This window comes from Pseudomonas sp. PS01301, assembly GCF_029960215.1.
Taxonomy (GTDB): Bacteria; Pseudomonadota; Gammaproteobacteria; order Pseudomonadales; family Pseudomonadaceae; genus Aquipseudomonas; species Aquipseudomonas coleopterorum.
Window position 1 is genome coordinate 88504 of the sequence record NZ_JASCPM010000008.1, and the last position, 25379, is coordinate 113882.

General features: G+C 59.4%; 21 protein-coding genes and 1 pseudogene. 7 read left to right on the plus strand and 15 right to left on the minus strand.

Annotated elements, in window-relative coordinates:
- Window positions 1-39 precede the first annotated feature (39 nt).
- Window positions 40-981 carry a DMT family transporter gene (locus QMX89_RS06370; protein WP_282347508.1) on the plus strand — a complete coding sequence of 314 codons (942 nt, stop codon included), beginning with the start codon at window positions 40-42 and terminating at the stop codon, window positions 979-981.
- A 202-nt stretch (window positions 982-1183) separates the two neighbouring features.
- On the opposite strand, the gene QMX89_RS06375 is transcribed toward QMX89_RS06370, so the two are convergent.
- The 4 genes from QMX89_RS06375 to QMX89_RS06390 all read right to left on the minus strand — a co-directional run bounded on the left by QMX89_RS06375 (window position 1184) and on the right by QMX89_RS06390 (window position 5609).
- The gene (locus tag QMX89_RS06375; protein ID WP_282347510.1) at window positions 1184-1948 is read right to left on the minus strand and encodes an IclR family transcriptional regulator; all 765 of its coding nucleotides are present in this window, start codon (window positions 1946-1948) and stop codon (window positions 1184-1186) included.
- 116 nt (window positions 1949-2064) lie between these two features.
- Entirely contained in the window at window positions 2065-3384 is a 1320-nt protein-coding gene (locus tag QMX89_RS06380; protein ID WP_282347511.1) for an MFS transporter, read from the minus strand.
- Window positions 3385-3471: 87 nt separating this feature from the next.
- A complete protein-coding gene (locus tag QMX89_RS06385) occupies window positions 3472-4671 on the minus strand; it encodes a CaiB/BaiF CoA-transferase family protein (protein WP_282347513.1) in 1200 nt (399 codons plus the stop codon).
- Complete coding sequence (locus QMX89_RS06390) at window positions 4668-5609, minus strand: hydroxymethylglutaryl-CoA lyase (protein WP_282347514.1); 942 nt, start codon at window positions 5607-5609, stop codon at window positions 4668-4670. The genes QMX89_RS06385 and QMX89_RS06390 overlap by 4 nt, the downstream gene beginning before the upstream one ends.
- 305 nt (window positions 5610-5914) lie before the next feature.
- Between QMX89_RS06390 and QMX89_RS06395 the strand changes: the two genes are divergently transcribed.
- Complete coding sequence (locus QMX89_RS06395) at window positions 5915-6841, plus strand: SMP-30/gluconolactonase/LRE family protein (protein WP_282347515.1); 927 nt, start codon at window positions 5915-5917, stop codon at window positions 6839-6841.
- A gap of 104 nt (window positions 6842-6945) precedes the next feature.
- Window positions 6946-8232: a citrate:proton symporter gene (locus tag QMX89_RS06400; RefSeq protein ID WP_090359476.1), complete on the plus strand. Its 1287-nt coding sequence runs from the start codon at window positions 6946-6948 to the stop codon at window positions 8230-8232.
- Window positions 8233-8333: 101 nt separating this feature from the next.
- Here QMX89_RS06400 and QMX89_RS06405 read toward each other — a convergent pair whose 3' ends face one another.
- Window positions 8334-9500, minus strand: coding sequence for an MFS transporter (locus QMX89_RS06405; protein ID WP_282347516.1), 1167 nt, complete (start codon window positions 9498-9500; stop codon window positions 8334-8336).
- A 94-nt stretch (window positions 9501-9594) separates the two neighbouring features.
- On the opposite strand from QMX89_RS06405, the gene QMX89_RS06410 reads away from it, so the two are divergent.
- Window positions 9595-10488, plus strand: coding sequence for a LysR family transcriptional regulator (locus tag QMX89_RS06410; RefSeq protein ID WP_282347557.1), 894 nt, complete (start codon window positions 9595-9597; stop codon window positions 10486-10488).
- Between the two features lie 249 nt (window positions 10489-10737).
- Here QMX89_RS06410 and QMX89_RS06415 read toward each other — a convergent pair whose 3' ends face one another.
- From QMX89_RS06415 to QMX89_RS06425, 3 genes are all read right to left on the minus strand, one after another.
- The gene (locus QMX89_RS06415; RefSeq protein ID WP_282347517.1) at window positions 10738-11829 is read right to left on the minus strand and encodes a polyamine ABC transporter substrate-binding protein; all 1092 of its coding nucleotides are present in this window, start codon (window positions 11827-11829) and stop codon (window positions 10738-10740) included.
- Window positions 11826-12860, minus strand: a complete 1035-nt coding sequence (locus tag QMX89_RS06420; RefSeq protein WP_282347518.1) for a histone deacetylase family protein — start codon at window positions 12858-12860, stop codon at window positions 11826-11828. The genes QMX89_RS06415 and QMX89_RS06420 overlap by 4 nt, the downstream gene beginning before the upstream one ends.
- Window positions 12861-12992: 132 nt before the next feature.
- Window positions 12993-13985 (minus strand): AraC family transcriptional regulator, encoded by a 993-nt coding sequence (locus QMX89_RS06425; protein WP_056843695.1) that lies wholly within the window; start codon window positions 13983-13985, stop codon window positions 12993-12995.
- A 242-nt stretch (window positions 13986-14227) separates the two neighbouring features.
- Here QMX89_RS06425 and QMX89_RS06430 point away from each other — a divergent pair, with 242 nt between their 5' ends.
- Entirely contained in the window at window positions 14228-15025 is a 798-nt protein-coding gene (locus tag QMX89_RS06430; RefSeq protein WP_090362295.1) for a phosphodiesterase, read from the plus strand.
- Between the two features lie 243 nt (window positions 15026-15268).
- Window positions 15269-15787 carry an arginase family protein gene (locus QMX89_RS06435; RefSeq protein WP_282347558.1) on the plus strand — a complete coding sequence of 173 codons (519 nt, stop codon included), beginning with the start codon at window positions 15269-15271 and terminating at the stop codon, window positions 15785-15787.
- Window positions 15788-15811: 24 nt separating this feature from the next.
- Here QMX89_RS06435 and QMX89_RS06440 read toward each other — a convergent pair whose 3' ends face one another.
- The 5 genes and pseudogenes from QMX89_RS06440 to QMX89_RS06460 form a co-directional block, all read right to left on the minus strand.
- Complete coding sequence (locus QMX89_RS06440; protein WP_282347520.1) at window positions 15812-17431, minus strand: PQQ-dependent sugar dehydrogenase; 1620 nt, start codon at window positions 17429-17431, stop codon at window positions 15812-15814.
- Window positions 17432-17660: 229 nt separating this feature from the next.
- Window positions 17661-20177, minus strand: coding sequence for a TonB-dependent receptor (locus QMX89_RS06445; RefSeq protein WP_282347521.1), 2517 nt, complete (start codon window positions 20175-20177; stop codon window positions 17661-17663).
- A 97-nt stretch (window positions 20178-20274) separates the two neighbouring features.
- Window positions 20275-21273 carry a FecR domain-containing protein gene (locus QMX89_RS06450; RefSeq protein ID WP_282347522.1) on the minus strand — a complete coding sequence of 333 codons (999 nt, stop codon included), beginning with the start codon at window positions 21271-21273 and terminating at the stop codon, window positions 20275-20277.
- 5 nt (window positions 21274-21278) lie between these two features.
- Complete coding sequence (locus QMX89_RS06455; RefSeq protein ID WP_282347523.1) at window positions 21279-21788, minus strand: sigma-70 family RNA polymerase sigma factor; 510 nt, start codon at window positions 21786-21788, stop codon at window positions 21279-21281.
- Window positions 21789-21829: 41 nt separating this feature from the next.
- Window positions 21830-22734 (minus strand): annotated as a pseudogene (locus QMX89_RS06460) (helix-turn-helix domain-containing protein).
- Window positions 22735-22891: 157 nt separating this feature from the next.
- Between QMX89_RS06460 and pobA the strand changes: the two are divergent.
- Window positions 22892-24076: a 4-hydroxybenzoate 3-monooxygenase gene (pobA, locus tag QMX89_RS06465; protein WP_282347524.1), complete on the plus strand. Its 1185-nt coding sequence runs from the start codon at window positions 22892-22894 to the stop codon at window positions 24074-24076.
- A 39-nt stretch (window positions 24077-24115) separates the two neighbouring features.
- On the opposite strand, the gene QMX89_RS06470 is transcribed toward pobA, so the two are convergent.
- A complete protein-coding gene (locus QMX89_RS06470) occupies window positions 24116-24307 on the minus strand; it encodes a hypothetical protein (protein ID WP_282347525.1) in 192 nt (63 codons plus the stop codon).
- Window positions 24308-24353: 46 nt separating this feature from the next.
- Entirely contained in the window at window positions 24354-25376 is a 1023-nt protein-coding gene (locus tag QMX89_RS06475; RefSeq protein ID WP_282347526.1) for a HAMP domain-containing sensor histidine kinase, read from the minus strand.
- Window positions 25377-25379 lie beyond the last annotated feature (3 nt).

The window sequence follows — 25379 nt, forward strand, 5'->3', positions numbered from 1 at the left end:
TTCAGACTTTCCCCGTTCAAGCTGCGGAGCACGGGTGGAATGTTTACTGATCGATCGCTGTTGAAGGGCATTGTGTATGGTATTTGCGCGGGAATGTGCTGGGGCGTGATTTTTCTTGGGCCACAGCTCACCCAAGGCTTGAGCGGCCTGCAATTCGCGGTGCTTCGATTTCTTTGTTACGGTGCAATTTCAGCTGTACTGCTTATGCCCCGATGGCGGCGGGTGTGCGCCAACCTCACGCGAGCCGATTGGAAGTCACTCTTCTGGCTCAGCCTGATCGGAAATCTCGTTTACTACGCGCTGGTGGGTACCGGGGTGCAACTGGTGGGGATTGCGACCACGTCCCTGATCGTCGGGCTCATCCCCGTGTTGATGACCTTGGCAGGTCGGCACGACACCCATGCTGTCTCCTTGCGCAGACTCTTCCCTTCGCTATGTTGCGCAATGACCGGCGTTGTAATTATCAGTTGGCATGCACTGATCAATGGCAACACACCTGAAACATCAACAGCCATTGCAGGTGTTTTCTGCGCCACAGGTGCATTGATAACGTGGACTTGGTTCGCCGTTAGCAATGCTCGGAAGCTGATTCAGCTCACCCGCATTTCCTCCAATGACTGGGCACTGCTGACCGGTATCATGACGGGCGCTCAGTCGCTGCTCCTGGCGGTGCCTGTCCTGGTTTATCAGGCAGATGCCCATGGCAGTGAAGAATGGCTGCATTTTTTCCTGGTGGCCTGCGGTGTAGCCCTTCTTTCCTCGGTCGTGGGCGGCGCGTGCTGGAATCAGGCAAGCCGGCTTCTGCCGTTGGCACTTAGCGGGCAAGTGCTGGTGATCGAAACATTGGCAGCGCTGGCTTTTGGATTTCTATGGGAGCATCGACTACCTGACACGTACGAGTTAGCGGCCATTGCTCTGCTGGTCGCCGGGGTTGTCTGGTGTCTGAATTGCCATCGTCCTCGCCCTACACTCGCAAGCTGATACGGCCTCAGCTCCAATGAGGCATCTTGACCTGGACGACCGCATCCAGATCTTGGTCGGGAATATTGCGCACTTCCCCCGGAATACCCCCATGCAAATGATCGCGCAAGCGCTGATCAAGGATGGTGCGGAATATCTGTTCGGCGTATGGTCGATCGCCAAACAAGCTACGTCCGCAGCCCTCTGTCCGTCTGCTAAACAGTCATGGGTTCAAGCGCTTGAGCGCAGCACGGATCTCTGCATCGTGACCACCCAACGCAGTAGTTGCGATCGCCGCATTACGCAACAGGATCGACGCTGCATGCTCGATGTGATCCTTCAGCAGGCGATCAGAGGGACCGGACAGTGTCAGTGCCCCTTTGAGTTCGAATCCCATGGAGAACACCGGTACCGACACCGCGGTGGTTTCCGGATCACGCTCGCCGAATGAGCAGGCCCAGAAGCGCTCGCGCACTTCACTCAGCGCAGGATCGACGTTGCGCGAGAAGGCGCGAAGGATCTTGCCGGAGGCTCCGGCATGCAGCGGGAACCGAGCGCCTTCGAGCACCGACACCCGTACTGCTCGTTTGGGCTCGACCCGAAACAGAACGACCCGACTGCCGTTTTCCATCACGTAGAACGAAGACGTCTCACCGCTTTCGTCGGTGATGGATTCGAGCAAGGGATGAATCACGTCGCGCAGGCGAAAGGAGGTTTGGTAGAGCTGCGACAAGCGCAGGGGTTCGGGCCCGATTGAGTAGCGGCCGTCACTGGTGCGACGCATGAACCCGGACTTTTCCAATGAGGCGATCAGGCGAAGTATCGTGCTTTTGTAAAGACCGGTACGCCGCGATATTTCGGCCAGGGAGAGGCTGTCCTGTTCGATATTGAAAGCAGCCAGAATAGCGAACGCGCGATCCACTGCCGCGACACCACCCTCAGCTGAACTGGCGTGGTCGGTAAGGTTCTTGTCGGATTCAGTAGTCATAGACACTCTTTGTCGATTGCACTTGCAGGCAGCCAGTTGCTCAAGGGGTAGCACGACTGCCTGCAAGACAATATCAGAGGTCCATGGCATTCACTGGGAAAACTGAATCCGCTTCGTCACGCTTCGCGCAAGAACAGACGCAGGGACATGACCATGGCCGCAGCCACGAACAGGATGCACCCCATGACCATCAGGCCTGCGGTGAACGACCCGGTGTAATCTTTCAGGAACCCCATCAAGTAAGGACCCACGAAGCCACCGAATGCACCAATCGAGTTGATCAGAGCGATCCCGCCTGCTGCCGCCTGTCCGCGCAGGAACTTGCCTGGCAAGGTATAGAAGATGGTCTTGCCGGCGATAGTACCCACCAAAGCCAGTGTGATACCCGCCAATGCCGGCACCAGCGAGTCCATCTGCAAGGCAAACAACAGTGCGATGCCTGCCAGCAGCATTGCCAGGGTCAGGTTGAGAATACCCTTGCCAGTACGGTCAACGTGCCTGGCCCACACCAGCAGCCCGACGGTTGCAAAGAAGTAGGGAATAGCTGCGACCCAGCCGATCATGCTGATCTCGACCCCTTGGGCCTTGAGCATTTGCGGCAGCCAGATGCCAATGCCGTAAGAGCCTAGCGTGAAGCTGAAGGTAATCGAGCTGAGAATCCATACTCGCGGATCCTCCAAGGCAGCCTTGAAACCATGGCTATGCTGCCCCTTGCCTTGTTCCTCGGCCAACATACCCGTCAACACTTCACGCTCATCGCTCGATAGCCATCTGGCTTGCGCGGGATGATTGCTCAGCACCTTCAGCGTGATCAGGCCAAGGACGCAGGCGGGCAAGCCTTCGATCAGGAACATCCACTGCCAACCTGCGAGACCCCAGGCGCCGTGCATCTGCAGGAGCCAAATCGACAGAGGCCCACCGACCAGAAACGATATCGGGGTCGCGACCGTGAACCAGGCGAGCACGCGAGTGCGGTACTGCGCCGGAAACCACAAGGTCAGAAAGAAGATCACGCCGGGGAAAAAACCTGCTTCCGCGATCCCCAGGATAAGCCTTACCGCGTAGAAACTGTACGGCCCTACCACCAATGCTGTCGCCGCTGCGGCCAGGCCCCAGGTGATCATGATTCGGGCCATCCACAATCGAGCGCCGAACCGATACATGGCCAGGTTGCTCGGAACTTCGCACAGGCAATACCCGAAAAACATGATGCCGGCGCCAAGTCCGAATTGTGTTGCGGTCAAACCCAGTTGCTCGGTCATCTGCAATGCGGCGTAGCCCACGCTGGTGCGATCGAGGTAGTTGAAAAAATAGGCCAGCGCCAACAGCGGAATCAGGCGCCAGGCTGCTTTGTGCAAGACGCGAGTCTGTTCTGCGCTGAGTGCGCTGGCGCCGTCGCTGGTATCAGGGCGCGGGGATGTCGTGACAATCGCCATGATCGGTTTCCTCACTCTTTATTTTTATAGAACCAACGGCGGGAACGTCCGTCAGCATCGTGACTCAAGCGTGCGGTCGATACGGCGTCAGCGAATGATTCCGCGTGCACGCAACGCGTCGACATCTCCTGGCGCGTAGCCCATGTCCTGAAGCAACTCGGCAGAGTGACTTCCCAGCGTCGGCACATTGAGGCGCGTGGCGAACCGGTGCCCGTTCATTTCGAAGGGCAGCATCGGCACCTTGACCTGATCGCCGTTCTCCAGGGTCAGGTCCGCAAGCCCTCCCGACTCGTTCAAATGTCGATCGTCGAAAAGATCCTGCGGTCGCTGAATCGGCGAAAATGGCAGGCCAGCTTCCTCGCACATCGTCATGACTTCCTGTTTGCTCAGCTGCAGAAGGCGGGCTTTGACCTGGGGCAGGATTCGCGCGCGCGCTTGAACGCGCTGAGTATTCTTTGCCAATTCTGGAGCCGCGCCCAGCTCTGCAAATCCGAAGCTTTGACAGAAGCTGACCCACTGGCTATCACTGACAACGCCCATGAATACCTGCTCGTTATCACAGGTATCGAATACGTCATAGATGGCCCAGGCGGAGAGTCGGCTGGGCATCGGTGCAGCTGCTTTGCCAGTGGTCGCCATCTGCATCATGTGCTGACCTACCAGGAATGCCGAATTCTCGAACAGGCCGGTCTGTACGAACTGGCCTTCGCCGGTGTTCTTGCGCTGCCACAACGCCGCGAGGATCGATATGGCGCTGAACATACCGCCCATTACGTCGTTGACCGACGCGCCAGCGCGCAGGGGTCTGCCTTCAGGGCCGGTCATGTACGCCAGGCCCGTCATCATCTGCACCACTTCGTCGAGGGCAGTCCGGTGTTCGTAAGGCCCAGGCAGGAAGCCTTTCATCGAGCTGTAAATGATGTCCGGTTTGATCAGCTTCACCTGCTCGTAGCCCAAACCCAGCTTTTCCATGGCGCCGGGGCGAAAGTTCTCGGTCACGACATCCGCGCTTTCGATCAGCTTGCGCACAGCAGCCATGCCCTCATCGGTCTTGATGTCGACGGCGAAGCTTTTCTTGTTGCGGTTGTAGGTCATCCAGTAGCCCGCGCCCGAACCGGTCAGGCGTCGGGTGTTATCGCCTTCGGGCACCGGTTCGACCTTGATCACCTCGGCACCCAGGTCAGCCAACACCAATCCGCAGGTGGGGCCCATGACCATATGGACGAACTCGATGACGCGCACTCCAGCCAGGGGGAGACTCTGCAGGTTCTCGTTCTGCTGGCTCATCGGGCACCTCCCGCGTAGTGAAAGTTCTTGCCCACACCGGCATCAGGAATGAACCCATACAGCGGCTCTCCCGGCAGCCCTTGGATCAGCCACTTCCGGGCCGCTACGAGTTTGTCGATGTCGATTCCCGTCCGAAGCCCCATGGACTCGAGCAGATAGACCAGATCCTCGGTCACGATATTGCCCGAAGCGCCCGGTGCGTAAGGGCAGCCGCCAATACCGCCTTGGGAAGCGTCGATAGTGGTTACCCCGACGTCCAGAGCGGCCACCACGTTCGCCAGGCCCTGGCCGCGGGTGTTATGGAAATGCGCACTGCCCGCCTTGCTACCGATTTCATTGCGCAAACGTGTGAACACACGGCGAACCTGCGCTGGGTTGGCATAGCCCACGGTATCGGCCAGACCTATCTCGTCCACACCCAGCTCGCTCATGATCAATGCCATGCGGATCACATCGTCCTCTGGCACCTCACCTTGGATGGTGCAGCCAAAGACGGTCGACAGACCTGACTCAACCTCCACATGAGGAAACTGCTCGTTGCGCAGTGACATCACAGCCTTCACTTCTTCGAACACCTGCTGATGGGTCTTGCGGATGTTTGCCAACGAGTGCGGCTCACTGACCGAGATAGGCAAGGTGATTTTCTGCACGCCAGCATTGAAGGCGGCTTCTGCGCCCTTGAGGTTTGGCACCAATGCGGTCACGAAGACATCCGGGCGTCTGCGCAGGTGTTTCACCAGGACCGCGGCGTCGGCCATCTGCGGCAGCAATTTGGGCGATACGAAGGAGCCGACTTCGATCTCTCTGAGCCCGGCATCGGCTAGGGCGTCCAGCCACTGAAGTTTGAGCGCGGTGGGCATGGTCGCATCGACGCTCTGCAGGCCATCACGAGGGCCCACTTCGCTGATCAGGATGTCTACGTTGTTGTTGTGATTCATCGCCGGGTCTCCGGGTAGGGACTTGAAGCGTTCCATCTAGCAGAACGATGTTCTGCATTTATCATCCTGCCAGGTCCCGGGCTTGTCAATGTCATCTGTTCGAATACTCGACATTCGTTGACTCTCCGCCTAACTGCCAAACGACAAGAACCTTGAGATGGGTTGACAGAGACGATAAGAAGGTCGACATTTGTTCTGTCGGAAAATATACAGTTCTGCCAGATAGAACAAAAATAACGGTGTATCTGTCGATCTTCGCCTTCAAAATGGGCGATCTCTGGAAACACCCCGTAGGAGTCGATCCTGTGAGCCTCTATCCCCCGCCCCGCGATTTGTCGACCCGAGTGTTCAGCAAGCTGCCAGAAGCCTTTTGGGAAGACGGCGATTCCGACTGGGTTCGAGCGAACAAACCCGGACAGAAGATCAAAAGCTTTCTCGAGGGACCCTCGTTCGATCTGCAGGGCAATCTGTACGTCACCGACATCCCGTATGGACGGATCTTCCGCATCGACACTCACGGTCACTGGACGCTGGTCACTCAGTACGATGGGTGGCCCAACGGCCTGAAAATTCACCGTGACGGTCGTATCTTCATCGCCGATTACAAGCAGGGCATCCTCACACTCGATCCGGAGAGCGGCGCATTGACGCCGTTGCTGACCCACAGCCGCAGCGAGGGCTTCAAAGGGGTGAACGACTTGTTCTTCGATGCTGCCGGCAAGCTCTACTTCACCGATCAAGGCCAGACCGGCCAGCAGGACCCCAGCGGTCGTGTGTATAGCTATGACCTGGACAAGCAGATGCTCAACTGCCTGATCGCCAATGGTCCAAGCCCCAACGGCCTGGTGATGGACCTGGAGCAAAAGGCGCTCTTGGTAGCGATGACTCGCGGCAATGCAGTCTGGCGCTTGCCGATCCAAACCGATGGCGGGACCAGCAAGGTCGGCATCTTCGCCGCAATGGCTGGAGGGGTCAGCGGTGCAGACGGCATGGCGCTGGATTCGCTGGGCAACCTGTACGTCTGCGACGCCGGCAACGGCTGCGTTTGGGTCTTCGATCCCCACGCCGTACCGCTGTATCGGATTCGCTCATGCACTGAAGGACGCACGCTGACCAACCTGGCCTTTGGTGGCGAAGGCAATCGGCAGTTGTTCATGACCGACTCCTCGACCAGCACGATCCTGGTGGCCGACCTGGAGCACAGCGGCCAACCGATGTTCTCTCACCGCTAGACCCGACCGACGACACCCTGTGTGCACGGCATACGGGTTTCGCTCGGCCGAAGAAAAGCGGGCACCCCTCGCCCGCCCCTACAAAACAATAAAAGGGATGGCCCATGTTGATATTTCTGAGCTACACCATGATCGCAAGCTTCATGTACTTGATCATGAGCAAACGTCTGTCGCCACTGGTGGCCTTGTTGCTGGTACCGGTGATATTCGGCTGCTTGAGTGGATTTACCACCCAACTGGGCGGGATGATGTACGACGGCATCAAGATGCTCGCTCCAACGGGCATCATGCTGACCTTCGCCATTTTGTACTTCTGCATGATGACCGATGCAGGTCTTTTCAACCCATTGATCAAGGTCATACTGCGGCTGGTCAAGGGCGATCCTCGCAAGATCGTGGTCGGCACTGCCGTGCTTGGGCTCTGCGTTGGCCTGGACGGTGACGGCGCAACCACTTACATCATCGCTACGGCTGCCTTCCTGCCACTCTACCGACTGACCGGTATCCGTCTGCAGGTCATGGCGACCGTTTTGTTGATGGCCATCGGTGTCATGAACATTCTGCCGTGGGCAGGTCCTTTTTCCCGAGCCGCAAGCGCGATGCATGTGGACATCACTGAGTTGTTCATACAGATGATCCCGGTGATGATCGCCGGTGGCGTATGGGTAGTGTGCGCCGCCTGGTGGCTGGGGCGCATGGAATATCGGCGTCTGGGCTTGGTCAGTGTCAGCGAGGAGAAGGTGCTCGACGGCTACGCACACATCCGCCTGAGTGATCCGAAGTTTCTGTTCAATGTTGTGCTGACCACCGCCTTGATCGCCTCAATGATGCTCAACCTGATGCCCCTGCCGATCCTGTTCATGATGGCTTTCGGGTTGGCGTGCCTGGTCAACTTCCCGACACTCAAACAACAGAAGGAAGTCATTGCGCGCCACGCCGATAACGTCCTGGCCGTGACCTTGCTCATATTTGCCGCTGGCATCTTCGTAGGCATCATGGGCGGCACGGGAATGATCAAAGCCATCTCCAACAACTTGATCACCCTTCTGCCTGAGCAGACGGGCCCTTACATGTCGCTGATAACAGCCTTGCTCAGCATGCCTTTCACCTACGTACTGACCAATGACGCCTTTTACTTCGGCGTACTACCGATTCTCGCGGAAACGGCTGCTCACTACGGCATCGGGCCGCACGAGATGGCGATTGCCTCGTTGATTGGCCAGCCGGTCCATCTACTGAGCCCGCTGGTGGCATCTACCTACCTGCTGTGTGGTCTTCTGGATATCGACTACGGCGACAACCAGCGCGTATCACTCAAGTGGACAGTAGGCACAGTCATAGTGATGCTGTGCGCGGCCATCGCGGTAGGTGCCATTACGATCGTCAATTGAAGAAGGTTACTGGGATCGAAAGCAGTCGCTTGCAAGCGGCCGCTATCGACAGATTCAGCACCACAGCGGCCAGCGTGAATTCTTAAGTCGCGCCATGTTCGTCAAACCACTGCCGATTCAATCCTTCTGGAACGCCAGGCATAGGCCAACACCATCAGCAGCCCCAGAGCGGCCATCGCCGCTCCGGCCAGGGAAATCGCCGGATAACCCAAACCAGCTTTGATCACCGCTCCGCCCAGTGCTGCGCCAATCGCGTTGCCGAAATTGAAGGCGCCAATATTCACCGCAGAGGCAAGGTTGGGCGCGTCCTTCGCTGCTTCCATGACGCGCATCTGTAACGGCGGCACCAGGGCGAAACTGGCGATACCCCATATCAGGATGGCCAGAGCAGCCGGCACTGCCCACCGCATCAGCACGGTGAACGCCAGCAAGACGAGAATCAGAACGCCTAGCGAGACGATCAAGGTGCGATCTACCGAGCGGTCGGCGGCCTTGCCGCCCCACATGTTGCCCAGCGTCAACCCCACACCGAAAAGAACCAGCATGGCGGTGATGTAGGCGGTGGAACCGTGGGTCTCGCTGCTGAGGATGGGCGCGATGTAAGTGAAGACGGTAAACATTGCGCTCGATCCGACTACGGTCAAGGCCAACGCGCCCAGCACCGGACCACGTCCCAGTACCCGAATTTCGGCCATTGCACCGACGCTTTGCGACGTCTTCAGGTTGGGCAGGGCGAACCACAACGCGGCCATGGTCAGCACGCCGAGGCCGGTGATCCCCCAGAAAGCAGTGCGCCAACCGAACAGTTCACCAAACCAGGTGGCCAGCGGTACACCGCCGATGGTGGCCAGGGTCAGGCCCATGAACATCGCCGCGACCGCCCCGGCACGCTTCTGCGGGGCAACTACGCTGGCGGCGACGATGGAACCCACGCCAAAAAATGCACCATGGTTCAGTGAGGTCACCACCCTGGCGACCATGAGGCTGTAGTAATCGGTGGCCAGGGCTGACATCAGATTACCCAAAGTGAAAATGGCCATGAGCCCGACCAGCAGATAGCGTCGGGGAATCCTGCCGGTAGTCAGGGTCATCAGCGGTGCGCCGAGCAATACGCCCAGCGCATAGGCACTGACCAGCAAACCGGCGGCGGGAATGGAAACGCCCAGATCCGCAGCGATACCCGGCAACATGCCCATGGGGGCGAACTCTGTTACGCCGATGCCGAAAGCACCGATGGCGAGCGCGACAAGTGGTGGATTGATACGCATGAAAGGCTCCTTATCTATGCCGCCAATGCTACGATCCAGGTTTTTAACGCGGTAGATGGCATTTTTGGCAATCACCTATGCGCAGGAGGCACAAGTGGATTTCAACGGCAGGTCAGGTGAGATGTGTGTTTTCATCACCGTGGCGCAGGAAGGCAGCCTATCGGCCGCCGCGCGGGCGCTGGGCCTGACACCCTCGGCGGTCAGTCGAATCATCACGCGAACCGAGCAACGTCTTGGCGCCCGCCTGCTGCTGCGTACCACCCGAGCGATCGCCTTCACTGCCGAGGGCGAAGCGTTCCTGCGCGGCGCCCGGCGTATCCTGGCCGACATGGACGAGGTCGAAGAAGCGATCGCCGACCAGGGCGTACCCAAGGGACGATTACGGGTCAGTGCCGCCCTTGGCCATGGGCGGCTGGCGATTGTTCCCCTGGTTGCAGCATTCAGCGCCCGTTACCCGAACATCGTCGTCGACCTTAGCTTGGGCGACGAAGTGGTCGACATCCTGGGTGGGCAGGCCGACGTAGCGATCCGTTTTGGCCATCTGCCCGACAGCCCGCTGACCGCGCGCAGGATCGGCAACACAGGTCAGGTGGTGGTCGCATCGCCCGAGTACCTGCAGCGCCACGGTATCCCCGAGGCGCCGGAAGACCTGTTGCGGCATAATTGCCTGCGCTTCAACTTCCGGCGTGCCGAACCCAACTGGCCGTTTATCCGCGATGGAAAAGAGTTTTCCCTGAAAGTCAGCGGCAACATCGAATGCAGCAGCGGTGAAGCGCTGGCACAACTCGCGCGAGTAGGTGCCGGCATTGCACGCATCGGTGAGTTCAGCGTGAGTGAGGATCTGCAGCGCGGCGCCCTGATTTCGCTGTTGGAAGCCTGGAACCCTGGGGACGAGGAACCGATTCATGCGGTATTCGTCGGCGGGGCGGCAATGCCGGCGCGGGTACGATTGTTCGTGGACTTCCTACTGGAACATCACCGGATGTAAGCGGACGCGCAAGCTGATATTTCCGAGTACTCGGTGATGTTGAAGTGACCCAAACATTTTTGGGGCACTATCAATAGGTGGTTTGCCCTCCTGGGACAATCTCGAGCTCTGGCATTGATGGGTCGTCCACGTTTTAAATGGCCGTCGTGAAAGACCGCTTTTGGCCGATAGCTGACGTCCATGTCCCTGCTTAACCTTAAGCCTTCTCGACCTGAGACCGCTAATCGATCGCCGGGGGCCGTCCAGGTATCAGGTGCCTGACTTGATCTTGGTCCAGGCCCGCGTGCGCGCGCGTTCGGCGTCACGCCCCAGAGGCTTGAGCGTATAGAGCGTGGTCATCGCGGCCTCGGTGGGGTACAGGTTGGGATTGTTGCGAATCGCCGGATTGACCTGTTCGGTAGCGTCTTTGTTGGGGTTGGGGTAGCCGACAAAATCGCTGATTGGCGCGATCACCTGCGGCTGTAGCAGGTAGTTGATGAATGTGTAGGCGTCTTGGGGATTCCTGGCACCTTTGGGGATGGCGAGCATGTCAAACCAGATGGGGGCGCCTTCCTTTGGCAGGCGCATGTCTACGGTCACGCCGTTCTTGGCCTCTTTGGCGCGGTTGGCGGCTTGGGAAAAGCTGCCGGAGTAACCGACCGCGACGCAGATGTCACCGTTGGCGATATCCGCCATGTATTTGGACGAATGGAAGTAGGTGATATAGGGGCGGATTTTCATCAACAGAGTTTCGGCCTTCACATAGTCCTTGGGGTTGCCGCTGTTGGGGTCGAGGCCCAAGTGCTGCAAGGCCAGGGGCAGGATTTCGGAGGGTGAGTCCAGCAGCGCTACACCACAGGATTTGAGCTTGCTGATGTTTTCTTCCTTGAAAATCAGTTCCCAGCTGTCCACTGGCGCATCGGCACCCAGGGCGGCCTTGACTTTGTCCGGGTTGAATCCGATCAGGATGGTGCCGTACATGTAAGGCACGGCGAATTTATTGCCCGGATCGTTGGCCTCGATCAGCTTCATCAGCTTGGGATCGAGGTGGTTCCAGTTCGGCAGTTGGCTGCGGTCCAGCGGCTGGAATATACCGGCTTCGATCTGCTTGGCCAGGAACACGTTGGATGGCACTACCACGTCATACCCTGAGTTACCGGTGAGCAGCTTGGCTTCCAAAGCTTCATTAGTGTCGAAGATGTCGTACACCAATTTAAGGCCAGGATTCTGCGCCTTGAAGTCCTCCAGCGCCTTGGGGGTGATGTAGTCGAACCAGTTGTAGACCCGCAGGGTTTTCTCTTCGGCATGAGCCATGCCACCGATAACGGCAGCGCAGAGGATAAGTGACTTGAACATGTTCATTGGGCAGCCCCTTCAAAGCCTTCGAGAACGTTGACGGCATTGATACCGATTTCTTCCACCGCGTAGCCGCCTTCCATCACGAACAGCGTAGGTTTACCCAAGCGGGAGATGCGTGCGCCCATCGCCAGATAATCCTTGCTGTCGAGTTTGAATTTCGAGATCGGATCGTCCTTGAATGTATCTACGCCCAGGGAGACGACGATGATGTCGGCGTCATAACGATCAATTTCTATGCAGGCTTGCTCGAGCGCCGCGCTCCAGGTTTCCCAGCCGGAACCGGCCGGCAGTGGGTAGTTGAAGTTAAAGCCGGCACCTGCGCCTTCACCGGACTCGTCGGCATAGCCCAGGAAAAACGGAAACTCCCCTTCCGGGTGGCCGTGGATCGAGGTGAACAGCACATCGCTGCGCGCATAGAAAATTGACTGGGTGCCGTTGCCGTGGTGGTAGTCGACATCCAGAATCGCGACCTTTTTGTGGTCCTGATCAAGAAAGGCCTGGGCAGCAATAGCGGCGTTGTTTAGGTAGCAATAACCGCCCATCAAGTCGCCAGCTGCGTGGTGTCCCGGCGGACGGCACAGGGCGAAAGCACTGCGGGCACCTTGCTGAATCGCTTGTTGCGCGCTAAGCGCGACCTGCGCCGCCGAGTAGGCTGCCTGCCACGTGCCGGCGGTAATCGGCGCTCCGCCGTCGAAGCTGTAATAACCGAGTTGACCATGCAGGCTTTCGGGTAATACGCGGCGCAAGGTCCGGGCGGGCCAAGTGTAGGGCAGGAGGTCGCCGTCCTGACCGAATTCGGTCCAGCGGGCCCAGGCACCCTTGAAGAAATCGAGGTACTCACGGCTATGAATGCGTTGCAGCGGTTCCAGACCAAAGTCCTGCGGCGCCTGTACATCGCCAAGTTGACGGTCCCTGACCCGTTGCAATACATGATCGGCGCGTGAGGGCATTTCGAAGCAGGGCATCAACTGCCCGTCCATCAGCTCACAGCGGCCGTGGTGCAGATGGTGATCGTCCGAGTAAATTGTCAGCATTTGTTGTTCTCCGCGGGCTGTATCGGTCAATACAGTCTTGCGCCGGGCGAGGTTTATGAGAACGGCAAGTGCGGCCAAAAGGGGATAAATATGGCCAGATTTTCTGTCCGTAATTCGCTCCTCAATGAGGCGTCATGCGCGAAATTGGCTCGGCGCCACGCCACTCCAGCGCACGAAAGCGTGCCTAAAACTTGCGGTCTCGCTGAAGCCCAGAGCCTCGGCGATCCGGTAGATGGGCCACCGATCTTCGGCCAGCAGTTGCTTGGCGCGTTCGAAACGAAGTTCGTCGAGCAGTTCCTGATAGCTGCAGCCCAGGTCGTGCAGATGTCGACGCAAGGTGCGCGCCGAGCAGTTCATCTGTCGGGCCAGCATGTCCAGCCTAGGTGCGGCATGCAGTTGTGCAGCCAGCGATAGCCGGATCCGCCCCAACCAGGCCTCGCGCCCGGTAAATTCCGTGTTCTGTTTTCGGCAGCGCTCGGTCATGGCCTGATGGGTTACCGCGTCAGCCAGCGGTAAAGGCTGGGCGAGCCAGCGTTTATCAAAAGCAAAGGCATTGACGGTGGCCTGGAACTGCAACGGACAGTCAAAACATTCGGCGTAGCGAGTCTGATAGTCCGGCGCATCGTGCTCAAAGCAAGCGCCCAGCAAGGGCAGTGAGTGGCCGAGCAGGTCGTCGCAAATGACTTTCAGCGACCCCAGGCACAGCTCGACATTGAAGGCGGTCAGTGCCGGATTCTCGCGGTAATCGCCCGCAGTGAACCAGATACGTTCGCCGTCTTCCTCCAGACTCAGCTCGAACAGTGTTCCCAGCAGCGCGGGATAACGCAGAGCCAAACGGAGCGCGTCACCGAAAGTGGCACTGGTAAGCAGGGCATAGCCGAGCATGCCGTAGGATGAAACATGCATACGCCGCCCCACGATCAGGCCGATGTCGCGCTGCAGAGCCACGGCATTGGCGCACACCTGCATCTCCTGATGCGTGGCGATGCGCGTGTCGGCACGGTTCAAGTCCGCTGCGCATATGCCACTGCCGGCCAGCAGCGCCTCTGCGGACCAGCCTTGCGCCTTGAACGTGCTCAGGACCAGTGAGACAGCGTTGAGGGTGGTGAGATGGGAGTGCAGCATGGGGACTTCCAGCGAGGCGAGGAATACGAGAAGAGCAAGTTGTGTGCCGGAATCCCGACCAGTTAATTTTGCTTAGGCGACTGGCTGTTCGAGCCTGAGTCGGTTCGACCTCCATCGCCCGTTCCGACCTTCGAGATCTCGGCGCTCTGACATGCCGCATGGACGCTGACCCATCCATTGCAGCTCAGGCATGCTACCTTCACCCCGCCGTTGATCACCGCGTCCTCCAAGGAGAATATTCCGTGCTGATTGCCCACCTTTCCGATCTGCATATCAGGCCGCAAGGCATTCTTTATCAGGGGCTGGTTGATTCAAACACGATGTGCGAGCAGGCTATTGCACACCTGAACAGCCTCATGCCGCGGCCCGATGTAGTGATCATCACCGGCGACTTGGTGGATGAGGGGCTACCGCAAGAATATGCAATGGCACGTACCTTGCTGGCGGGGATCAAGCAGCCGTTGCTGATGATTCCTGGCAATCATGATGACCGAAACTTAATGAGTTCTACCTTTTCCCAGCCGTATCTCTCTTCAACGGGAAACCCGTGGCACTTCGTCGCCGATGACCTCGGACCGGTACGGATCATTGGTGTGGATGTGACCGTCCCGCAGGAACATCACGGCGACATGAGCGAGGCGGCTGGGGCCTGGCTCGATGCGGCACTTGCTCAGGAGCCGACGCGCCCGACTCTGATCATGCTGCACCAGCCGCCGTTCCTCAGTGGCATTCCTTATATCGACACGTATGCCTGCCGGAACTCGGAGCGGCTGCGCGAAGTGGTGCAGCGCTATCCGGCGATCGAACGTGTGGTGTGCGGCCACATTCACCGCTCGATGCAATTACGTTTTGGCGGCACGGTCCTGTGCACTGCGCCCAGCACAACGACTGCCATCGGGTTGGCTTTGGATGCAGAGGCTGAAGAGGCGTCGTATGTGGAGCCGCCGGCGTTACTCCTGCATCACTGGAAGGTGGATACCGGTCTGATTACCCACTGGGTGCCCATCGGCACATTTCGCGGGCCACTGCCGTTTGCATGAGCGGAGAAGTTTGGCGGGGTGTATAAGGGTGAGTGCTGGTGACGGGCAGCTACCGGCCAGGAGCGGCCAGGAGCGCATAAGCACAGGGCTGCAGCTTCACCCTAATCCGCGCGAAATTAGTAACAATAAAATACGCTATGCGTAATTTTTGGTCTTCCGGCCATGGAAACATTACGGAGTGCTCATGGCAAAAAGCAGCCCGTTCGGCAAGTCAAGAATGACTGAAATTTACGCACACCATCCATAACCCCATTCCACACAACAGGTGCTACCCTCAGACGTCACTCGCGTGGTGAGTCATTGGCGACACAGTGGCCGGGCGTCGTGGGACCTCTGGTCGCTGACGTGGATGTCGTTCAGCTGGGCGAACGGGAAAATCGCGACGCAGATTTTGCGTGGCCTGACATCAACGATACGGCGATCAACCGGATCGATGTCTTTGAAGCGCTGAGGTTGGGACCGGCTGCCGTCATTCAACGCATTCGCAAGACGCTGGGCCGAACACCTGAGCAAGGGCTGTGGATACACCTGGATGTGGACGTTCTTGACCAGTCCGTGATGCCCGCTGTGGACCGTCCAGGCTCTCCGGGTATTCCAGCTGCGGACCTGTCGCGCATCATGGCGCCCTTCGTGGCTGACCCGCGGTGCAGGGGGATGACCGTAACGGTATTTGACCCTGACCTGGACCCTGACGGTCGCTACGCTGCAGTCATCGTGGATCTGTTGAAACGGTTGCCGTTCCCCGTTCAGGTGAGCCAATGATCCGGGCGGAGCAGACCCAGTCCTTCAGCCCCCACGAGCCCCCGGCATCACCCTCAACAGCTTCGCATCGACCGCATCGGTAAGCACATAGATCGACCCATCGGGAGCCACCTTGACGTCTCGCATGCGCTCGTCCAGTTCGCCCAGCAACAACTGCTGATCCACGATCTGCTGCCCATTGCGCACGACCCGGCGCACGGCGCGCTCCTTGAGTGCCGGGACCAGCAAATCCCCGCGCCACTGGGGAAACAGCGGGCCGTCATAAATCGCCAGGCCTGAAGGTGCAATCGACGGTGTCCACTCCAGAACCGCATCTTGATAGCCCGGCAACTGAGTGAACGGCGTCACCTTGGCGAACGGGTAGTCGATGCCAGCGGTCACGACAGGCCATCCGTAGTTGCCGCCCGGCACGATCCGGTTGATCTCGTCACCGCCGCGCGCGCCATGCTCGGTGATGAGCAGGTCGCCCGTTGTCGGATCCACGGCGATGCCTTGGACATTGCGGTGGCCGAGGCTGTAGATCTCGGGGGCCGCACCGGCTTTGCCGATGAAAGGATTGTCCGCCGCAGGCCTGCCCTCGCGATCAAGCCTGACCAGGGTACCCAGATCGTTCGCCGGGTTCTGCGCTTCCTCACGTCGCTCACTGCCGTCTCCCAGGGAAAGCACCAAGGTCTCGTCGCCGAGAAACGCAATGCGCCCACCGTTGTTGCCCGTGCGAGGTTTGAGCGTGGAGCTGAACAGGACTCGGACATCCTCGATCCTGTCGCTCTTCAGCGTGGCCCGTACCAGGCGTGTGCCGTTCGCAGCGGCCTCACCGTAACCCATCGTCAGGTACAACCAACCATTGCGCTCGAACTGCGGATCCAGCGCGACTTCCATCAATCCTGCGGTGCCGCCCTGCTGGAAGATGGGCGGGAGCCCGTCAAGTTTGATCTGCGAAGAGGCGCCATTCGTGCCGATGACCAAGAGTCGCCCACCCATTTCAGTGACCAGCACACGGCCGTCCGGAAGAAACGCCACCGACCACGGGCGGTTCAGCCCCGTCGCGACGGTTTGCACTTCATAGCTGGCCCGATCCACTGTCGCCGGCTTGTCGGGGGCGCCTGGGGCCATGGCGAAAAAAAGCATGGCCGGTGCCGCCAGCAGAACTGCCACGACAGCCGCCTCGCGCCAGCGCCCTCCTCCGTCTGGCGAATCACTTCGTTTGGACGACCTGTTCAGACGCGCATACAGCCACCCGCCGACGATCCCCGTCAGCGACATCAGGACAAGGCCCACAGTCGTGCGGGTGCCCGGCAGTGCGGGCATGGGGATCACCGAGCGCATCAGCCAGAAGACGAAAGCCAGACCACACACGCTGGCCGCGATGAACACGAACCGGCGCCAGGAAGGCGGAGCGAAACGCAGCACCCAGTGGCCTGCCAAGACCGCGAGCAATAAGGCTGCCGCAGCGATGCCAAACATGACCGGACCAAACCGTGCAAGGTCTTCGAGCGTCGTCCAGAGCCGAACCGATGAAGTTACCGGCGCCCCGAGACGGAGCAGCTCGCCTAGATTGAGCTGGGTCTGCACGATACTGGCGATGGCGCCGGTTGCCAGCGCGGCGACAAGCAGCGTCCTGAGGGTGCGAATCATGGCCGTCATTCGATTTCGTCTCTGGCTGGCTTCCACGTTTTGCAGAATCCCCACGCGTCCTGACCTGAGACACTTCCCCTGGAAAATTCGCTCATCGAGTGTGCTACCAGTTCTTACAGACGAACTGCCCGCGGTTCACCGGAGTTTCACGCCCCCAAACAACATACCTTCGTTGGCCTCGGCACCATCCCAGGCCTGGATGACCGTAGCAACCTGCAGGCTCAAGACCGCTTGCCCATCAGAACTGGTATTTAGCCGTGACCATGAGGTTGCGTGGGTCGCCGTAGTAACCGCCGAGGAAGGTTTCATCCAGTGAACTCAGGTACTTCTTGTCGAACAGGTTGTTGACGTTGACCAGCGCAGACAGGTTGTCGGTGAACTCGTAGCGGGCCATCAGGTTGAAGACCGCGTAGTCGTCCTGCTTGGCTTTGACCGTCTTGCTCAACTGCCACGGCGTGGTGCTGAAGTGGATGCCGCTCTGCCAGTTGACGCCACCGCCCAGGGTCAGCCGATCCAGTTCGTTGGGCATGCGATAGGTGGTCCAGAACTTGACCAGCTCGGCGGGCGCAACGGTATTGATCCGGTCGCCATCGGCGTTTTCCGTCACGGCGTGGGTGTAGCTGGCCGCGACTTTCCAGCCGGGCTGGATCTCACCGTTGATCTCCGCATCGAAACCGCGGGTCCTGGCGCCGTTGACTGCACGGTAGGCTCGTTCGCTGAGGGTGCCGCTGACGATCTGTCCTGGATCAAGCTCTGCCAGGTTGTCTTGCTTGGTCATGAACACGTCGAAGCTGGTGGTGATGCGACCGTCGAGAAACTCGCTTTTGACGCCAACCTCGAACGCATCGCCGGTACGCGGTTCCAGGGACTTGCCGTCCCGATCATGCACACTTTGCGGCTTGAAGATGCTGGTGTAGCTGGCGTAGATCGAGTGTTGGTCGGTCAGGTCGTAGACGATACCGGCGTAGGGGGTGAACTCGCCGTGCTCCTGGTATTGGGTATCGCTACTGTTGGCGGCATCTGCCGGCGCCCGGTAATGGTAGTAGCTGTCGTATTTATAGTTGCTGGCCCGCCCGCCGAGGATGATCGACACGTCATCGGCAGGCCGCAGGCGCACGGCGGCGTAGGTGCCCAACTGGCGAATGGTGGTGTCGTTATCGAACAGAATCTGGCCGTTGCCCTGAGGTTCCTCGGTACGGTTGTTCCACGTGTAGTAGTTGATGGAGCGACCTTCGACATCTTCGCCCGCGGCAGGATCGTTGTGGTCTTCGAACTTTGTGTAGGTCATGCCGATCACGAGTTCATGCTCACGCCCGAACAACCGGAACGGGCCCTTGGCGTTGACATCAATCCCGGTCTGTTTTTGCCAGCCGGTCGACGAGCCACCATAGAGCTGCATGCCGTCACCGGTAGCTTCGTCGATAAACCCCCAGCTGGCGGAAGCCAGTTTCGAATCGCGCTTGCTGTACATCTGATTGACCGAAGCCTTCAGCGCCCAGTCATTGGCCAACTGCTGTTCCAGCGAGTAGAAGACATTCAGCGTGTCCTGCTGGCGCCTGCTCCAGCGCGACGCCGGGTTGGTGGAGCGGGAAAAATCGGTCTGCCCGCCCTCGCTGTTGAACAGCGGGAAACTGGCGAAGGACACGCCGCGCGGGTCTTGTTTCTGATAGTCATAGCCAGCGGTCAGCAGCAGGCTGTCGGTCAAGTCGGCTTCGACGATGCCGTAATGGATCTGTTTCTCTGTCTGGTAGTGATCGATGTGGCTATTGCCTTGCTGATAGGCGTTGACCATGCGCCCGCGGATGTTGCCCGTGGGCGTCAAGGGTCCGGAAACGTCCATCTCGGTACGGTACTGATCCCACGAGCCGAGGCCTGCGCTGACATAGCCCTGCAATTGATCGGTGGGGCGCTTGCGCACCAGATTGATGGTGCCCGAGGGATCGCCGGCCCCGGTCAGCAGCCCGGATGCACCGCGCAACACTTCGATACGATCATAGATCGCCATGTCGGACAGGCTTTGCGGGGTGGCGCTGGTGGAAACCACCAACGTGGTAGGTACGCCGTCGTACTGATAGCTGTCGATACCATAGCCGCGGGAGTAGATGTTCACCCGCTCCGAATCCAGCGGTTGCAGAGAAATACCCGGGGTTTGCTCCAGTACTTTGGCCAGGCTCGTGAGGTTCTGGTCATCGAGTCGCTGGCGGGTGATGACGCTGACGGTCTGCGGCGTTTCACGCAACGATAGGTTCAAACGTGTCGCGGTCGTGGTCGCCGTCGTGGTGTAGGACCCGGAACCGTCGCTGGTAAGGCCCAGGGCTCGCGCATCGATACTGGTGGCTCCGAGCTCCACGGCGCCCTGCTCTTCGACGACCTGGTTCAGCAGGTAATTGCCCTGCGAGGTTTTCACCACAGCAAGGCCCGTACCCCTCAGCAAACGGGCGAAGCCCTGTTCCACGCTGAACGAACCTTGCAGACCGGGACTGGACAGGCCGGCGGTCAAACGAGCATCCGCAGACAGGGGAATTGCCGCCTGACGCCCAAACTGGCTGAGTGCCTGATCCAGCGGCCCGGCTGCGACCGAGAAGCTTACCAACGCCGAGGCCAACGCAACCGGCTCCTGGGCGTACACCCCAGGGGCGGCCAGCGTTGTGCCCAACGAAAGACTGCTGGCCAGCAGCAACGGCAAAGACCAGACGCGGGTTTCTTCGATGGTGTGGCCTAGGGCCGGGCGACGGTGATGGATAGGATGCTTCATGCAGTGTTTCCGGAAGGGCTGAAAAGGCCGCCTACATGGCGGGGATATCCCCAGGCCAATCGAGAATCGAAAAACTGCCTCCCGTTTGAAAAAAAAATCAGGCTGAACCCCGTGCCGTTACGGTGACCCAGTAGCGCGTGCGGCGCACGATGCTCACCGGCAGGCTGTCTTCGAGCAGCGAGAGAATGCGTTCGCTGTCGTCCAGTGGGTAGGAGCCGGTAAGCAGCAGATCGGCCACCTGTGGATCGCAGCGCAGGACACCACTGCGATAGCGCGCCAATTGCGCCACGAAATCGCCCAGCCGCATGCGCTCGGCCACGATGAAGCCGTCGATCCAGGCAAGGCTGGCCGCGTTGATCGGCTGGGGGTGGGAAATGCTTCCGCGAGCGATGCGGGCCTGATAACCCGCCTCGACGATCTGCTCCGCCAGGTTCCCGGGCATGGAAGCCGCCACGCGACCGCTGCTCACTGACAACAGTGTGCCTGACCCCGCCTCGTCGCAGCGTACGGTGAAGCGCGTGCCCAACGGACGCAGCAGGGCATCACGCGTTTGCACGAGCAGAGGTCGCCGAGCCGAATCGCTACCGGTGAGAATATCCACCTCGCCGTAGCGCACGAGGATGCGCCGCTCATGAGCGTCAAAGCGGATGTCCACTGCGCTGTCGGTGTTGAGCCACAACTGCGTCCCGTCGGCCAGCCGGTGGCGACGGCGCTCACCGGTTGCCGTGCTCAGATCGGCCAGAGCCGATTGCAGCCAATGGCCGTCCTTGGTCTGCCAGCCCACTGCCCCCAGCAACCCGGCACCGATCAATATTTTCAATGCCTGGCGTCGGTCGCCACTGACGTAACGGGTCTGTTGCAAGGCGCGGCGCGCGACGGGGCTTTCCAGCGCCTGGGCGCGGTTCTTGATGACATCGGTCATACCTGTCATGCGTTGCCAGGCGCGCTCATGCTCGCTGTCGCTTTGTCGCCAGCGCTGCAGTTGCTGTAGATCGGTCTCACTGATGTCGCCGGATTGGCTCAAGGTGAACCAGGCAAGTGCTTGATCTCGCACCTCGGCACGGATCGGCGACTCTGAGGTGCAGCGTGCAGACACGGGCTTCACTCGAACAGACTGGCGTAGCAGCGACTGAATGCCTTGAGCATGGACTTCTGCACCTGATTCACGCTGAGCCCCAACTGGGCAGCGATTTGTTTGTGGGTCATGCCATCCAGCTGCGAGAGCAGAAAGATCTCCCGGACACGTGGCGACAGACCCTGCAGCAGTGCGTCTATTTCGGTGAGGGTTTCGATCAGCAGGTAGCGTTGCTCGGCAGACAGCTCGACGTGCTCGGGCTGTGTGGCAAGCGCTTCGGCATAAGCGCGCTCGACAGCCAGGCGTCGCCAGCGATTGACCAGCAGGCTGTTGGCAATCGTCGCCAGGTACGCCAGCGGCTGCTTGAGTTCATCGACCGGATTGCGGGAACGGATGATCCGCACAAAGGTGTCCTGAGCCAGGTCATCGGCATCCGCAGCCTGGCCCAGACGGCGTTGGAGCCAGCCTTTGAGCCAGCTGTGATGTCGCACATAGAGGACTTCGACATCCTGTTCGAACGAGTTGTGCGTCCCCATCAGCCAGTACGCCTATCCGTAGATGATAACTATTCGCAATATTAGCGATAAGTCTCGGCTGGCTGCAACGTGTAACTCGGATCACGCACGCGAAACTGCTTCGGCGACTGTCCCGTGCCGCGCTTGAAAAAACGCGAAAAATACGCCGGATCGGAAAACCCAGGCGGTCGGACACCTGGCCGATGGTCATGGTGGTGTACACCAGGTCGCGCTTGGCTTCGAGCAACAGGCGCTGATTGATCATCTGCAATGCGGATTGCCCTGAAAGGCGCCGACACAGGGCGTTGAGGTGAGCGCTGCTGATCCCCAGGGTGGCGGCATAGTGGTCGATGGGCAAATGCTCGCGAAAGCGCAGCTCCAATGCCCGGGTGAAGTCCTGCAGATACTCCCGGCCCCGGTCCGGTTGCGCGGCGTGCGACAAGGACAGCGCCTGTTTGCGGCGACTGAGCCAGATCGACAGCACGGTGATCAGCGATTGCAGCATCGCGTCACGGCCGGACTGCTGTTGGCTGTACTCCTGGGCCAGGGTTGCAAACAGTGTGTCCAGATAGGGGCGTTCAGTACCGATCGGATAACAGGCCGCAGTGGTCAGCACCGGACTGTTGAGCAAGCTGCCCAGTTGCTCGGCCAACGGCTGCGCCAGACTGAGTACGTAGCCCTGAATGTCTTCGGAGAACTTGAAGGTGTGCACACTCAGCGCCGGAACGACTTGCAGAGCAGGCGAATCGACGTGATTGATCACCTCCTCCACTTTCAGGCTCGCCTGCCCGGCCTGCACGTACAGAAGCTGCACCAGATCACTGTGTCGATGGGGCTTTATTTCCCAGCCGTGAAGCTGGCTGCGCGCAGGTATCGACTCGCAGTGAATCAGGTCGGGCGTCGGCCAGGCGCCGGTTTCGCCATACAGTTTGAACACCGGGACAGGTATCGCTGAGGATTTCGACATCTCGGGCTTTGCCTTGGGACGATCCACCGAAAGTCCATGGAATATGCCGAATATTGCCTTCTTATCTCAAGTTCAGTCATCAAAAATACCGGAGACAACAATAAAAAGTGCTCTGTGAGGCCTCGTGCCCCAGTGGCACACCTGAGGACAGCTCTCTATGAAAACCCAAGTCGCTATCATCGGCTCCGGCCCGTCCGGCCTTTTGCTCGGGCAACTGCTGCATCGTGCCGGCATCGACAACATCATCATCGAACGCAAGAATCCCGACTACATCCTCTCCCGAATTCGGGCCGGGGTGCTGGAGCAAGGCATGGTCGATCTGCTGCGTGAAGCAGGGGTTGGCGCGCACATGGACGCCTGCGGCCTGGTCCACGATGGGTTCGAGCTGGCGTTCGACGGACGCTGTGAACGCATCGATCTCAAAGCGCTGACAGGGGGCAGAACGGTGATGGTGTACGGGCAGACCGAGGTCACCCGTGACCTGATGGAAGCCCGCGCCGCCGTGGGCGCGCTGACGCTCTACGATGCCGACGACGTTCAGCCCCATGACATGAAAACCGACAGCCCTTATGTGACCTTTCAGCGCAACGGCGAGACGGTTCGCCTGGACTGCGATTACATTGCCGGTTGCGATGGTTTTCATGGCGTCTCGCGACAAGCGATTCCAGCCGAGGCGCTGAAGATTTTCGAGCGGGTTTATCCCTTCGGGTGGCTGGGGATTCTCGCCGACACCCCGCCGGTCAATCATGAGCTGATCTACGCCAACCACGAGCGTGGCTTCGCCTTGTGCAGCATGCGCTCAGCCACCCGCACGCGCTATTACGTGCAGGTGGGCGCCGAGGAAAAGGTCGAGGACTGGTCGGACGCGCGCTTCTGGGACGAGCTCAAGCTTCGCCTGCCACCGCCTATCGCCGAGCGGCTGGTTACCGGTCCCTCCATCGAAAAAAGCATCGCGCCGCTGCGCAGCTTCGTGGTCGAACCGATGCAGTACGGTCGCCTGTTTCTGCTCGGCGACGCTGCCCATATCGTTCCGCCCACCGGCGCCAAGGGTCTGAATCTGGCGGCCAGTGACGTCAGCACCTTGTATCGCATTCTGCTCAAGGTGTATGGCGAGGGGCGCACCGATCTGCTGGAGAAATACTCGCAGATCTGCCTGCGCCGGGTCTGGAAGGCTGAACGCTTCTCCTGGTGGATGACCTCGCTGCTGCATCGCTTTCCCGATACCGATGCTTTCGGCCAGCGCATCCAGCAAACCGAACTGGACTACTTCGTGGGCTCGGCCGCTGGACGTCAGAGCATCGCCGAAAACTACGTCGGCCTGCCCTATGAGGACATCGAGTGAACGCGCTGAGCCACCCACTGAACTGACACGCGGGGGCTGCTAGTTCTTTGGAAGTCGGTCCAGATCTGCGGGACCGAGTTCCACCCTTGCCCCCTCCCCTTCAGATTCGGCTTCTCGACTGACACGCTCATCATCCGTGAGGCCTTTGCCAACCTCCTTCTGCACGATCGGATCGTTTGGAGTATTTGGCGCGTCAGCGTTCTCGGCGTTCTTGTCGGTTTCTGTGTTCATGTCAACCTGCCTGATGAGTCAATCGAAACGAAGGGAAAAAGCGCTATCAGTCGATGATCGGGAAGGTAACGGTGAATTGGCTACCTCGCCCTGGACCGTCACTGTGCGCAGTTATACGCGCACCGTGCGCATCCACCAGTTCCCGAACCACGGTAAGCCCGATACCCAAGCCCGAGCCGTCGAAGCCGATGGCTTCCACGTCCTGGACGTAGGGATCGAATATACGAGGCAGCAGGCTCGACGGGATACCTATGCCATTGTCCGATACAACGACGGCAAGGGTTTTCTCGGCCGGTGTACATATCAACGCGATCATTCCGTTTCGCGGTGTATATTTCGCCGCATTGGTAATGATGTTGGTGAAGATCTGCATGATGCGGACACGGTCGCCGTTCACCATGACTTCCGTCGCTGGAAGTGAAACATCGAATGTCAACGTCTTGGACAGTATCAGGGAGGCACAGCTGTCGACGGCTTCCTGAAGGATGGGAACGATATCGACCGGTGTGCAATTCAGGCTCAGCTTCCCCCTGCTTACGCGGGAGATATCCAGCAAGTCCTCGATCATCCGTGACAGGTGCTTGACCTGATTTTCGATCAGGACGCCCATCTGCGGAACATCACAACTGGGCGTCATGCGCATGCGCTGGGCCAGCAGACTGATCGGTGTCAGTGGGTTGCGCATTTCATGCACCACCGACGTCAATGCATTTCTCTGTTGCGACAATGCGTGTTCAGCATCGGCCTGAAGCTTTTGAGCCCTGAGCGCCGCCAGGACCAGGTGTTCATTGGCTTCCTGCATTTCTTGCTGCAGGCTTTTGAGTGTGGCGGGTTCCTGCACCGATGGAAGATCAGGCACTGCCAGGGCGGCGCGGACCAGCCGTTGGTTGGCCTCCACCAACAGCTGTATGTGCACGCCATTGCCAGCAACCGTTTCTGCTTCAAGAAGTTCGCGCTGCAGCGCAGCCAGATGGGCAAGCACCTGGCGCTTCTTCCTTGGATCGGTGAAAGCTAGCTTATGAGCCTCGTCCTTGTTTTCACGCGCGTCTGCTCCCTTCGACTCATTCACTAG

What these genes read in the sequence shown, in the direction of transcription:
- QMX89_RS06370 (WP_282347508.1), top strand. Translation starts at nt 40, where the DNA reads ATGTTTACTGATCGATCGCTGTTGAAGGGCATTGTGTATGGTATTTGC.
- QMX89_RS06375 (WP_282347510.1), bottom strand. Translation starts at nt 1,948, where the DNA reads ATGACTACTGAATCCGACAAGAACCTTACCGACCACGCCAGTTCAGCT.
- QMX89_RS06380 (WP_282347511.1), bottom strand. Translation starts at nt 3,384, where the DNA reads ATGGCGATTGTCACGACATCCCCGCGCCCTGATACCAGCGACGGCGCC.
- QMX89_RS06385 (WP_282347513.1), bottom strand. Translation starts at nt 4,671, where the DNA reads ATGAGCCAGCAGAACGAGAACCTGCAGAGTCTCCCCCTGGCTGGAGTG.
- QMX89_RS06390 (WP_282347514.1), bottom strand. Translation starts at nt 5,609, where the DNA reads ATGAATCACAACAACAACGTAGACATCCTGATCAGCGAAGTGGGCCCT.
- QMX89_RS06400 (WP_090359476.1), top strand. Translation starts at nt 6,946, where the DNA reads ATGTTGATATTTCTGAGCTACACCATGATCGCAAGCTTCATGTACTTG.
- QMX89_RS06405 (WP_282347516.1), bottom strand. Translation starts at nt 9,500, where the DNA reads ATGCGTATCAATCCACCACTTGTCGCGCTCGCCATCGGTGCTTTCGGC.
- QMX89_RS06415 (WP_282347517.1), bottom strand. Translation starts at nt 11,829, where the DNA reads ATGAACATGTTCAAGTCACTTATCCTCTGCGCTGCCGTTATCGGTGGC.
- QMX89_RS06420 (WP_282347518.1), bottom strand. Translation starts at nt 12,860, where the DNA reads ATGCTGACAATTTACTCGGACGATCACCATCTGCACCACGGCCGCTGT.
- QMX89_RS06425 (WP_056843695.1), bottom strand. Translation starts at nt 13,985, where the DNA reads ATGCTGCACTCCCATCTCACCACCCTCAACGCTGTCTCACTGGTCCTG.
- QMX89_RS06440 (WP_282347520.1), bottom strand. Translation starts at nt 17,431, where the DNA reads ATGACGGCCATGATTCGCACCCTCAGGACGCTGCTTGTCGCCGCGCTG.
- QMX89_RS06445 (WP_282347521.1), bottom strand. Translation starts at nt 20,177, where the DNA reads ATGAAGCATCCTATCCATCACCGTCGCCCGGCCCTAGGCCACACCATC.
- QMX89_RS06455 (WP_282347523.1), bottom strand. Translation starts at nt 21,788, where the DNA reads ATGGGGACGCACAACTCGTTCGAACAGGATGTCGAAGTCCTCTATGTG.
- pobA (WP_282347524.1), top strand. Translation starts at nt 22,892, where the DNA reads ATGAAAACCCAAGTCGCTATCATCGGCTCCGGCCCGTCCGGCCTTTTG.
- QMX89_RS06470 (WP_282347525.1), bottom strand. Translation starts at nt 24,307, where the DNA reads ATGAACACAGAAACCGACAAGAACGCCGAGAACGCTGACGCGCCAAAT.